The sequence below is a fragment of the Arenibacter antarcticus genome, assembly GCF_041320605.1.
GTDB classification, from domain to species: Bacteria; Bacteroidota; Bacteroidia; order Flavobacteriales; family Flavobacteriaceae; genus Arenibacter; species Arenibacter antarcticus.
The window spans coordinates 3,980,731-3,992,746 of sequence record NZ_CP166679.1; the positions used below are offsets into that span (position 1 = coordinate 3,980,731).

10 protein-coding genes are annotated in these 12,016 nt (G+C 37.2%); 7 read left to right on the plus strand and 3 right to left on the minus strand.

Annotated elements, in window-relative coordinates; all coding sequences use genetic code 11:
• Positions 1-328: 328 nt before the first annotated feature.
• Positions 329-1,633, plus strand: a complete 1,305-nt coding sequence (locus tag KCTC52924_RS16380) for a serine hydrolase (RefSeq protein ID WP_251805837.1) — start codon at positions 329-331, stop codon at positions 1,631-1,633.
• Between the two features lie 141 nt (positions 1,634-1,774).
• On the opposite strand, the gene KCTC52924_RS16385 is transcribed toward KCTC52924_RS16380, so the two are convergent.
• On the minus strand, positions 1,775-3,847 hold the full coding sequence (locus KCTC52924_RS16385) for a S9 family peptidase (RefSeq protein ID WP_251805838.1): 2,073 nt from the start codon (positions 3,845-3,847) through the stop codon (positions 1,775-1,777).
• 244 nt (positions 3,848-4,091) lie between these two features.
• Positions 4,092-4,706: a hypothetical protein gene (locus KCTC52924_RS16390; RefSeq protein ID WP_251805839.1), complete on the minus strand. Its 615-nt coding sequence runs from the start codon at positions 4,704-4,706 to the stop codon at positions 4,092-4,094.
• A 345-nt stretch (positions 4,707-5,051) separates the two neighbouring features.
• Here KCTC52924_RS16390 and KCTC52924_RS16395 point away from each other — a divergent pair, with 345 nt between their 5' ends.
• The 4 genes from KCTC52924_RS16395 (at position 5,052) to KCTC52924_RS16410 (ending at position 10,012) form a co-directional block, all read left to right on the plus strand.
• Positions 5,052-5,474 (plus strand): SRPBCC family protein, encoded by a 423-nt coding sequence (locus KCTC52924_RS16395; protein ID WP_251805840.1) that lies wholly within the window; start codon positions 5,052-5,054, stop codon positions 5,472-5,474.
• A 261-nt stretch (positions 5,475-5,735) separates the two neighbouring features.
• Positions 5,736-8,096: an ATP-dependent helicase gene (locus KCTC52924_RS16400; protein ID WP_251805841.1), complete on the plus strand. Its 2,361-nt coding sequence runs from the start codon at positions 5,736-5,738 to the stop codon at positions 8,094-8,096.
• 142 nt (positions 8,097-8,238) lie between these two features.
• Positions 8,239-8,811 carry a sugar O-acetyltransferase gene (locus KCTC52924_RS16405; protein WP_251805842.1) on the plus strand — a complete coding sequence of 191 codons (573 nt, stop codon included), beginning with the start codon at positions 8,239-8,241 and terminating at the stop codon, positions 8,809-8,811.
• A 550-nt stretch (positions 8,812-9,361) separates the two neighbouring features.
• Positions 9,362-10,012: an RluA family pseudouridine synthase gene (locus KCTC52924_RS16410; RefSeq protein ID WP_353057439.1), complete on the plus strand. Its 651-nt coding sequence runs from the start codon at positions 9,362-9,364 to the stop codon at positions 10,010-10,012.
• A gap of 188 nt (positions 10,013-10,200) precedes the next feature.
• Here the strand turns inward: KCTC52924_RS16410 and KCTC52924_RS16415 are convergent, their stop codons facing one another.
• The gene (locus KCTC52924_RS16415) at positions 10,201-10,875 is read right to left on the minus strand and encodes a methyltransferase domain-containing protein (protein ID WP_251805843.1); all 675 of its coding nucleotides are present in this window, start codon (positions 10,873-10,875) and stop codon (positions 10,201-10,203) included.
• Positions 10,876-11,121: 246 nt separating this feature from the next.
• Between KCTC52924_RS16415 and KCTC52924_RS16420 the strand changes: the two genes are divergently transcribed.
• Both KCTC52924_RS16420 and KCTC52924_RS16425 read left to right on the plus strand, forming a co-directional pair.
• Positions 11,122-11,370 carry a DUF1059 domain-containing protein gene (locus KCTC52924_RS16420; protein WP_251805844.1) on the plus strand — a complete coding sequence of 83 codons (249 nt, stop codon included), beginning with the start codon at positions 11,122-11,124 and terminating at the stop codon, positions 11,368-11,370.
• A gap of 83 nt (positions 11,371-11,453) precedes the next feature.
• A complete protein-coding gene (locus tag KCTC52924_RS16425) occupies positions 11,454-11,798 on the plus strand; it encodes a DUF3024 domain-containing protein (RefSeq protein ID WP_251805845.1) in 345 nt (114 codons plus the stop codon).
• Positions 11,799-12,016: the final 218 nt, after the last annotated feature.

A 12,016-nucleotide genomic window follows, 5' to 3' on the forward strand; every position in this document is an offset into this window, starting at 1 on the left:
GGATAGTGGCTAAAAACAGTATGTGTGGTCTATTAATAGCTGTTATTTTATAGTGTACTCACCCATTTTAGCCTAGGATAAATTGGGTGAAGATTACTTTAAAGGACTATTGCTGATTACAATGTAAACACAAATTGAAAATTTTCCAAATACAATTAATAACATCAAATAAAGAATTGGAGCATTTCAAAGAAGCAATTGGTAGTATCCCATTATCTTAAAAAACACAAAAATTACAATAAATATAAGATTATTACTTTTCATCCGTTATTGAAGTAGATTAACCTATATTCACTTAATTTTTTTCTTACTTAACCCCAATATCTAGATGCAGCGAAATAAAATATTAATAGGAGCCTGCCTTTTATTCTTTACCCTTCTTGTCTATTCCTTAATTGGTTTTTCAACTGTAACTAATATGGAATCCAATACCTCGGATTTAACTGTTAAAATAGAAAAATCGCTGGTTGATCCCTACGAGGCTCAATTATATAAAATGCATCAGCACGATTTAAAGGTTGCCCTAAAGGCTTATTTTGAGGAGGCGATTGCCTCAGGCGATATTGTAGGTGCAGGGGTAAGTATTGTAAAAGGTGATTCTATTGTAATTTCGGATGGCTTTGGTAAACGGGATATCAACCAAAAAAACAGCGTGGATGGAGAAACGGTATTTAGGCTCGGTTCCCTATCCAAAGGATTTGCCGGGGTATTGGCAGCCAATTTAAAAAGTGAAGGTAAATTACATTGGGAGGATAAGGTAAGCGATTTTATTCCAGGGTTTCAGTTGGGGGACAAAAGCAATACAGATAATATTACCCTTGCCAATATTCTATCACACACTTCAGGGACTCCCTACCATAGCTATACCAATCTTATTGAGGCTGGATTACCGTTAACAACTATTGCAGAACGTTTTAAAAACGTGGTTCCCATTAGTAAGCCCGGAATTATGTATAGCTATCAAAATGCCATGTTTGCCCTTTGTGGGGTAATGGTGCAACAAGCTACTGGACAAGATATCAGCACTAGCCTTACCAATAGATTTTTTAAGCCCTTGGGGATGTCGAGCACCACCATGGATTATGAAGCTCTGTCACATGAGGATAATGTAGCTATGCCACATTCACAAAGACGAAATGGGTGGAAAACCATACCTCTTAATGACCATTATTACAATGCTATTGCAGCCGGAGGTATTAATGCCAGCGCATTGGACATGGGCAAATGGATGCGATTTTTGTTAGGCCATAATCCAGAGTTGATGAACAAAACAGCTTTGAAAGAAACTTTTAATCCTTTTGTGGAAATAAAAGGCAGCAGCAAATACTATCAACGTTGGCCAGGACATTTAAAATCCTATTATGCTTTTGGATGGAGGATCCACACCTTTTTGGAAGACGACAGTGTGGCGGAAAAAACCGTTTGGCATCATGGTGGAAGCGTTAACAGTTATAGAAATGAAATTGCGGTCTACCCAGAAGCCGATCTAGGAATCTGTGTGCTTTTGAATAGCAATTCCAAAATTGCAAAAACAGTGATTCCCGATTTGCATCAGATCATAAAGGACGTCTATGCAAAATCTATCCCTAAACTTGCCTTGAACACAGATAAAAATAGAAATCCTCCATTATAAAAAAACTACTGTATTTAGATCTTAAACAATAGAATAATTCGCTGTTAACGCTTCTGTCCACTTTACGGGGACCGCAAGAAGCACGACCCTCGCACCACCAAATGGGCAAAATATTCTATTTTTATTAATGACTGAATATTATTATCTCCCTTCTGGAGTTTTTAAACCGTTAAGATTGCCTGAATCGATAATCTGAATACTACTACCTTTAAAATCGTCACCAATTTCCTGATACCTCCCGCCAATGTGCTGTGCAAGGAATACTTCAGAAACGGCAAAAAATGAAAGATTATTTTCTGGTCTTGCAAAGCCATGACCTTCATCTGGATAGAGCACATAGGTTACAGGAATTTGCTTCTCATTCATAGCTTTTACGATCTGATCTGACTCAGCTTGTTTTACTCTAGGATCATTCGCGCCCTGGCCTATCAGCAATGGTTTCACGATACTATCTACACGGTTCAAAGGAGAGCGTTCTTCCAATAGGGTCGCCCCTTCTTCGGTATCTGGGTTTCCAATATGGTGTACAAAAACATCCCGGAAAGATTTCCAATATGGAGGAATTGTATTCAGCAATGTGGTTAGATTGGATGGACCTACAATATCGACTCCGCAAGCAAAGACATCAGGAGTATAAGCAAGGCCCACCAAAGTGGCATAACCTCCATAACTACCTCCCATAATAGCCACCTTCTCCTTATCGGCAATCTTTTCTTCCACCATCCAGTTTACGGCATCTATAAGGTCATCATGCATCTTACCTGCCCATTCTTCCGCAGCGATATTTACAAAATGCTTTCCGAAACCTGTAGAGCCCCTGAAATTAGTGCTCAATACCACATATCCCCTATTGGCCAGCCATTGGTGAAGGCTATTAAACCCATAATTATCGCGGCCCCATGGTCCACCATGTACGAGCAATACTGTTGGAGCTGGTTTAGAAGTTCGGCCGTTCACATCTAACTCTCGTGGTATAGTGAGATAAGAGACCAATTTTAATCCGTCCCTGCTCTCAATTTCAACGGGATACATATTTGCGAGCTCCACATCGTCAAATTCTTGTTTGGCCGAAACCAGAAGTTCCGCTTTTTTTGCATCCCGGTTGTATTTATAATACTTTAAGAATTCCTGTGGTGAATCATAGGACAGGATCCAGGTATTATCATCTGTAGAACGGAAATATACACTAAGTTCACCCTCTTTAAAACCTTTAAGATAATCAAGATCTGCTTTCACATCATCGGTTAACGGAATCCAGTCTTTGCGTAAATAATCTGTGGCATAGGCCTCTACTTCATAATTGGTTGGGTGTATTAATAGATCAGCTATATCCGATTTTTCATTTTCTGCTATTATCTTTTTTTCATCAGTGGATAAATTTAAGGCGTATAGGGCCGCCTTGTCCCTGCCCCTACTATCTATCATATAGGCATTCTCATTATTCTTGTCGAATCCAAAGAAACCAAAAGAAAGCATATCCTCCTGTGGTACCCTAAAATACTCCTCCCAAGATCCTTTCTTAAATTTATAAATGATCTGTCCGCCTTCAGGATTAGTACGAGTAGCTAGGCGGATATTGTTATTATTATCTGCAACAATCTGTAGAAAGGCCTCATCTTTTAATACCAATTTCATTTTATGAGTATTTAAATCTACTTTGTACACATCCATATTGGAAGGGTCCGAATTGTTTATTTGGATTAAGATCTCTTCTGGTTTTTCCCTAGAGACTTGCATAATATCGGCCCTTGGACGAACTATCTGTCCTGTATTGCGATCTGTAAGTGGTTTCCCATCTGCTCCTATAATCTCTTCCTGGGGCGTAAGGTCAGTATCTGTTTTACTTTCCACATCCACTAGGTGAACGTGCCAGTTCTCATCTCCCCCCTTATCCTGTGCATATAGGATACTTCCCGATTTGTAACTCCATTGGTAGCCTTGAATACCGCGTAACGTATCATGGGTAATTGGCTGGGCACCTTCTGGATTATCTATGGGGGCTACCCAAATGTTCATTACATTGTTAACCGGAGCACGGTAACTAAAGTATTTACCATCCGGGCTAATCCTCACCTGTATTTTATCGGGGTTTCCAAAAAACAGCTCGCGATCCACGAGGTCAGGGATAGTGACTTCAGCTATTTTCTTTTCTTTCTCTGCACAACTTAGTACCAAAAAACAAAGGACAACGAATAAAAAACTGGAAGTTTTCATAGGATAGATTGTATTGATTAAGAGTAGAAGTTAAGAAATTAGCAGCTGATATACAGCGTTTTAAGGCAATTATATTTTGGTTTGTAGGTATTAAAAATATAATCTATCGGTCAGGGATACTGAACTTAGAGGATTGCCCTTAATAAAGTAAGGGGTTTACTATATCGGTTGGCCTTTATGTAAAAACACGAGGGTGGTGCTTGGCTACGGACATGTACGGGATAGCTGTCTGTGGATGGCCTGACTATTTATTGTAAATCAATTGGTTCTTGCCATATTTTCGGATAAGTTTTTCTGCGCCTTTTAACATTATCATATGGGAACTGGGATTTATGGAAGGCAAGTGTTTATTATCTTCTGGAAATACAGATTCCCTATTTTCAATTTTCCCATAAACTTGTGAGGAGGAAATAAGTGTTTTGGTATTTAAATCATATATGGAGATTGAAACAGATGCCCTATTACTTGAATTCTCATTTTGATCAGAAAATGATAAGGTGCCTAAGCCGTCACTGATCACATTTCCGCCAATATTGATAATATAATCACAATCCGTATTCCTTTTTAATTCATTTAAATCGGCTTCCGATAATTCGAACTTAATTTTTGGAGCTATCAGGTTCGTACTTCTTAAATCGTTCATTTCTACCAAGGAGTCCCCCAGAATATTTTTAAAGCCTTTTAAGGAAGTGTCGTAAAGTTCGTTATCGAATATTCTTGAATTAGATTTAGTACTGTTCAATATCCATTTTCCATGGCTAAAATCCAATTGCCTTCCTGTATCGAAAAAGTAATTGTATTTGGCACCACCACATGAATAAAGTGCAGAAACCATAATTATCAAAACTATTCTTTTCATTGGTTTATTGGAGATCTTAAAGGATATGTAAAATTAAACAGGATGAATTTAGTATTATATCATGGAGCCAAATATAAATCTATTTCAATACTAAAAATAAGCTATTAAAAAAATGTTGGCACAAGCGCGAATCATCTGCTAGCATGGGAATGTGAAGGGAGTGAAATGTTCTGATCATTAGATAACAACTGCGAAAAACTAATCCCCAAAAAATTCATTTCAAGTAGTTTTTCTATGGAAAACTCCACCATATTTTTTAACTTAGGACTCCAGCAGTTACGTCCCAGCGAATGTTTTCCGTGAACTAACTAGGCTAAATCGACGTAGGACCTTAAAAAAACCGAAATGAGGGCAAACAAACAGACGATTACTGTGAATACCACAATTCATAGTACTATTGAAAAGGTATGGGACTTATGGACAAAACCCGAGCATATTACCCATTGGAATTTCGCTTCGGAAGATTCGTGCTGTCCCTCTGCTACCAATGACTTACGACCAGGGGGAGCATTTGTTTGGAGAATGGAAGCCAAGGATGGTAGTATGGGATTCGATTTTACGGGAACCTATATTGAGATTATGGGAAAAGAGTTGATTTCCTATAATATGACCGATGGCCGCTTTGTGAGTATTACTTTCTTACAGAAGGGAGACAATGTGTTGCTAACCGAAACCTTTGAAGCAGAAAGAACAAATTCTGAGGAACAGCAAAGAGCTTGTTGGCAAGCTATATTAGAGAATTTCAAGAATTACGTGGAGACCAATTGACAATAGGACCTGATTTTAATGATGACAGGATGGAGGCCTTGTTGTAAATGGATATTTGGATGGAGGTGCCGATTCATCCTTCTTAGATTAGAATAGTCCTATCTTTACTTACTAAGTGAGATTTGAATACTCCGACACTTGTCTGTCCGTTCCGTTCATGCGGGCGCCCCAATGTTATCGGTGGTTTCCGTCCAATGCCACATGGGATTGCCCTACGGTACTTGTCTTATTGGACATAAATATGTTAAAACTGCATGCTGAATGAATGGCATTGAAAGACTAAAAGAAAATTTGAATCCACAACAGTTGGAGGCTGTAACAGAAACCGAAGGTTATGTTAGAGTGATTGCTGGTGCAGGTTCAGGAAAAACAAAAGCGCTAACTCAAAGATACGCCTACATTGTTGAAGCATTGGGAATCAACACCTCTAATATACTTTGTGTAACCTTTACCAATAAGGCCGCACAAGAAATGCGAAAACGAGTAAAAAGGTTGGTTGGCGTGAATTCTGACTTGAGTTATATTACCACTTATCACGGATTTTGTGTTCGTGTTTTAAGAGAAGATATCAATAAAATAGCGTACCCAAAAAACTTTATCATTATGGATGTTGAAGACCAAAAGACTGTTCTTCGACAAGTTTATATTGAACTAGGTTTAACTTCCAAAATCCTCACTTTTAAACAAGTATTACGTTATATAAGCAAGCAAAAATCCTCGCAGGAATACTTGCAATATATCCTTGAATCAAAGAAAAAAGAAACCGATAATGAAATTGAAAAAGTATTTATTCGATACTTAGAAAAACAACAACGGAATTTTGCTCTTGACTTTGACGACCTATTAAATTTTGCGCTTTACATATTTTTAAACAACCTGGACGTCCTGGAAAAATGGCAGAAAAGGCTGCACTATATTCAGGTTGACGAAACTCAGGATAGTTCACAAAAACAATTTATGCTAATTGAGATGCTTTCTCAATACCATAAGAACCTATTTGTGGTTGGTGATCCAGACCAAACCATTTATGAATGGCGAGGTGCTAAGCCTGAAATTTTGGTCGATTTTGATACGCAGTTTCCTGATTCGAAGACCATTATAATGAATCAAAATTATCGTTCAACGCCCAATATTTTAAGTCTTGGAAACCATATTATAAAAAATAACAAGATCCGCGTAGATAAGGATATGTTTACTCAAAACGCGGAAGGAGTGGATGTGGTTCATTTTCATGGTCAGAATGATTATGAAGAAGGATTATGGGTCGCCAATGAAATTAAAAGGCTTGTAGCTGAGGAAAACGATACGTATTCCGACTTTGCCATTCTATATAGGGCCAATCATGTTTCACGCAGTATCGAGCAATCATTAATACGGGAGAATATTCCTTATTCTGTTTTTGGTGGGATACGGTTTTTTGAACGTAAAGAAATCAAAGATGTTTTGGCTTATTTACGGTTGATCGAATTTGAAGACGATTTTTCTTTTCTTAGAGTAGTTAATACCCCAAGCAGAGGTTTGGGTAAAAAATTCATTGAAAATGTGGCCAAAATTGCTGAAAAAGAAGACACTTCGCTTTATACGGCATTAAAGGATAACCTATCTCAAAAAGAAATCAATCGTAAAGGGGCTATAGCGTTTGTTGACCTTATAGAAAAATATAAAAAAGCAAAAACAGCTTATATTATATCTGATCTGGTAAAGGCAATAATGGACGAAAGTGGTCTTACTGCCTATTACAGGAGCGATGGGGATACGGACCGGCTAGACAATATTAAAGAACTTCAGAACTCCATTATTTTATTGGAAACTCAGGATGATGAGCCCATAAACCTTATGGAATATCTTCAAGAGATAGCTCTTTATACCGATATGGATATTGATGATGATAGAAATGATAGAGTTAAATTAATGACCATCCACACCTCTAAGGGATTGGAGTTTCCTTACGTTTTTCTCTGTGGTTTTACGGAAGGAGTCTTGCCAAGTGCCATGTCTATTAAAGAAAGGCGGGCAAAGGCAATTGAAGAAGAAAGAAGATTGACGTATGTTGCCATAACAAGAGCTGAAAAGGCATTTTATATGACCGAATCCGAGGGTTATAATTTTAGTTCTGGAACAAGTAAATATCCATCCCGGTTTCTATTTGAAATAAGCGACAACTATTATGTTAGCAAAGGAGAGTTGAGCCAAGAGATCATTAAGGCAGCCAAGGAACAACTAAGACTAGATGCAACTCGACAATTAATTCAGAAGAAATTTGAGGTTGGGGATATTGTCAACCATCAAATTTGGAATCAAGGCAAGGTAATAGCGGTAAACGAGGCAAAAGGAGAATACCAAATTGAGTTTCTAGAAACCGGTAAAATTAAACCGATAACTTTTGAATTTAAAGGACTGACCAAGATTGAAGATCCATCTGAAGCAACAGGAGAAGAAAGACTTGGACCAGAACCAATCGCAGCATCAGAAATTGAAGAAAAAGATACAGGCAATGTAGCAAAGCCCGAGCAGGATACACAGAGTCCACTACCCCATGAAAATAACAAAGGCAGTAGCACTAAACCCAAAGAAAACGATAAAAACAATTTATGGTCTAGATTAAAAGAACTGTGGTCTTAATTCTTAATTACCCTAATTAGAAACCAGCAGTATTATTTATTTCGTTATCTTGAAACGTTAAAAGGTTTATGAAAAATGGACGTGTCACAATACTAATTCATTTGAGCCAATAGCTACCATTTATTAAGAAAAAAAGAGTCATGTGACAGAAAAAGAGAAAATGCTATTTGGAGATTATTACGATTCCAGAGATTCGGAATTGTTAAAAATGTACCATAAGGCACGAAAATTATTGAAAGAGTACAATTATCTCGATTCAGAATTAACGCAACAAAGAGAACAAATTTTAACCGAACTGTTCGAATATAGAGGGTCGGGCGTTTGGATTGAAACGCCATTTTTCTGCGATTATGGAGAGAATATTTCAATTGGAGAAAACACATTCGTCAATACGAATTGTATGTTTCTGGACAACAATAAAATAACCATTGGAAAAAACGGATTAATTGCTCCTTATGTACAAATATATACTGCGAACCATCCTTTAAAAGCATCGGAACGAATAATTACAAAAGGGACCGATTCTCGTTATCTGACTTCATCGAAACCTGTATCAATTGGCGACAATGTTTGGATTGGTGGTAATTCTGTGATATTCCCTGGTGTAACCATTGGTAATAATGTAACCATTGGTGCCGGAAGTATAGTCACAAAAAGTATTCCTGATAATGTTCTGGCATTTGGAAATCCTTGCGAAATAAAAAGAGAACTCTGAGAATAGTATGTGGCTGCTCATGGAGGTAATACTATTTCTTTCCAACAAACCTAGTTCTCCGAGGGAATATCACCAAAAGTACTTTAGCTGCTACAATATGGCTAACCCTCCCCCCCGCTGATGGATGCATCACGCATACAGGCTGGGTCTAACCCTAGCCTACTCCAAATAATAATCTAACGATCTTTTTTCTTGATAAGCCCAACGAACATTTATGCTATAGTAGCAGGGCCCTTTGCGAAGTAAAATTATTTATTTTGATATATTGTTACGTAAACTATGGATATAACAAACACAAGGTTAATTTTGCTAGAACAGATAACAAAAAATTAAATACATAATCAATTCTACTGAAACACATATTGTTCCCATCCTACCTTCACCAATTCGATTACAGGAATACGGTGTTGGAATTTTCATTGCAGCCTTAACGAAATCGGCACTAAAAAAAGTAATAAAGAAAAAATTCATTACGGTTAATAATGTTGTTGCTACTACGGCTACATTAATACAGGGCGGTGAGCGAATAAGTTTATCCATTCCTAAGGAGGTGAGTCCGAATAAAAAACTGGTTTTTCTACTTAACGTGTTATTTGAAGATGAACATTTAGCTGTAATCCATAAACCTGCGGGAATTTTAGTCAGTGGGAATAGTTTTAAAACTATCGCCAATGCCTTGGGCCAAAACGTTCAACCAAGTAATCTTCCTGATGCTACAAAACCACAGCCAGTTCATCGATTAGATTATGCAACCACAGGTATTTTATTGATTGGAAAAACGAATAGTAGTATTCGCGCGTTAAATAAAATGTTTGAAGACAAAAAGGTGGAGAAAACCTATTTTGCAGTTACTATTGGTGAAATGAACGATCATGGGCAAATTACTTCAGAAATTGATGGTAAGAAGTCACAATCGAATTATTCCTTATCCGAATCCGTTACCTCTATACGGTTTGGCAAACTAAATTTGGTGGCATTGTACCCGCAAACAGGCAGGAGGCATCAATTGCGTAAACATCTATCCAGAATTGATAATCCGATACTTGGAGACACAACATATGGAATTGAAAATTTAATTTTAAGGGGCAAGGGTTTGTATTTACATGCCTATTCCTTGAGTTTTATACATCCATTTACAAATAAACAAGTCTATATAAAAGATGAATTTCCTCAAAGGTTTACGAAAATATTTACACACTAAGTGAGATTTGAATGCTCCGACTCTTGCCTGCCCGTTTAGGCGGGCGTCGAATTTTTATCGGTAGTTTCCGTCCAATGCCTCATGGCTTGTCCTGAAGTAAAAGACTTCTATAACGGTTCAAATTTCTGCCCATAGCTAAACCAAGGATATCTCTTAGAATAGAACCCTGGGTGACACTATAATGGAGCTTATAATTTATAAAGTGTAGTTACTATTACCCCTTTGCCTTCATTTGAAACCACAGAAAACAACTGTTTTTCCTCTTTTACCGTAAAATTGAAGGGTGGTGCTAATACGTTTATGCCACTTTGCTTTTTTAGTCGAGTTCCTTGTCCCGAAATAATCTCTTTATTGGGGACAAAATCGCCAGTAGGTAGATGTTCTGTAAGGATAACATATTTATAGTCCGTTAATTTATCCAGTATACGTTGCACTTCAGCATTGGATACATGTTGGAGTACTTGCCGTAACAAAGCACAATCGCCAGTAGGCAAATCATCCAATGCGATATCCGAACAAAGGAATTCGAGATTTTCTTCTTGATATCTCTCTTTATTATTTGCTATAAGGTCTGTAACAATATCTACAGCGACATATTTCTTAGTATACTTCACCAATTGTTTTCCGATATTAAAATCGCCACACCCTAGATCACAAACCACAAGCGGACTTTCAAAAGAAGTTAAAAATGAGGTTAAAGTAGTTATATATGGAGTTACTATTTCAGGATGATGCGATCCCTCACCAGAATAAAAATCGGTTTTATTATCCCCCCAAAGTTTCCGTTCATACACCTGTTCCATGGCCTCTTTGGTTGGCCATGGTTTCTTTATCCTTTTATCTCCATTTTCCTTCTTCTCCATAAACACCTTATTGGTTTGTAGAAACACTTAAAGCAAATTTATAAGTATTTAGATGTAAAAAAATATTAACCAAACAGATTTTAAGGAATAACAACTATTATAAAACTGGCAACCTATAAAAATCACAATGGCTTTACAGTAGGGTTTGTGGTCCATGGAAGCTAAGTAGTAGCATAAATTTTGGTATATTGTAACCTTTTGAGGCACCCCCGTTGACTGTAATTAATCGAATTAAAACACAGAAAAATGAAAACAATGACTTGTAAACAACTGGGAGGGGCTTGCGATAAAGAGTTCCATGCAAATACTTTTGATGAAATTGAAGAAATGAGTAAAAGTCACGGAATGGAAATGTTTCAAAAAAATGACAAAGCACATGTAGAGGCCATGCATAAAATGCGAGATTTAATGAAAACCTCTGATTCTGATGCCATGAACGAATGGCGGGAAGATAAAAGAAGCGAATTTGAAGCGCTTTCTGAAGTTAGAAATTAGATATAAACCAACCATTATAAACACCAGTGAAAGGCGGGTTTATAATTACCATTAGGAAGAAGCTAAAACAATATTTTGACTGAATGAAAAACACAACAATCGACATCAACGAATCGACTATAAAAAAGTATATCGAATCCTTACGTCCGGACGACCCAGAAATTCGTGCGCAACTCGATTTTGGGTATTCTTATGACGGAAAGGTTGTAATACTTTATGAAATTAGACCTGTTTGGAGCAATCCAAAAGAAATACAGCATAATGAATATGCGAAAATTAGATTCTATAAGTTGAGACAAGAATGGAATTTATATTGGATGCGTGCAAGCGGAAAATGGGTGCTTTACAACCCCTTTCCGAAATCGACACATATAGAAAAAATTATCGAAATCATTAAGGAGGATACACACGGTTGCTTTTATGGTTAGTTCAAAAAAACTACTTTCCTATTAAGGATCTCACCCGCTCCTCCACTTACAATTGTTGAAGGATTTTTTGCGCTATGGAAGGTGGATTATAGTATTTTGTTACTTTGATGGGTTGAATTTTGAGGATTATATGGGTAGCACAGGTGCTAGTTCCTTTTACCCGATTGTTTTCCAAAAGCCATACACACGTGTTAAATTATTTAATATTACACGTGTGA

Bases quoted from the DNA above. Each gene is read 5' to 3' on its own strand.
- KCTC52924_RS16380 (WP_251805837.1), top strand. From the start codon at position 329: ATGCAGCGAAATAAAATATTAATAGGAGCCTGCCTTTTATTCTTTACC.
- KCTC52924_RS16385 (WP_251805838.1), bottom strand. From the start codon at position 3,847: ATGAAAACTTCCAGTTTTTTATTCGTTGTCCTTTGTTTTTTGGTACTA.
- KCTC52924_RS16390 (WP_251805839.1), bottom strand. From the start codon at position 4,706: ATGAAAAGAATAGTTTTGATAATTATGGTTTCTGCACTTTATTCATGT.
- KCTC52924_RS16395 (WP_251805840.1), top strand. From the start codon at position 5,052: ATGAGGGCAAACAAACAGACGATTACTGTGAATACCACAATTCATAGT.
- KCTC52924_RS16400 (WP_251805841.1), top strand. From the start codon at position 5,736: ATGAATGGCATTGAAAGACTAAAAGAAAATTTGAATCCACAACAGTTG.
- KCTC52924_RS16415 (WP_251805843.1), bottom strand. From the start codon at position 10,875: ATGGAGAAGAAGGAAAATGGAGATAAAAGGATAAAGAAACCATGGCCA.
- KCTC52924_RS16420 (WP_251805844.1), top strand. From the start codon at position 11,122: ATGAAAACAATGACTTGTAAACAACTGGGAGGGGCTTGCGATAAAGAG.
- KCTC52924_RS16425 (WP_251805845.1), top strand. From the start codon at position 11,454: ATGAAAAACACAACAATCGACATCAACGAATCGACTATAAAAAAGTAT.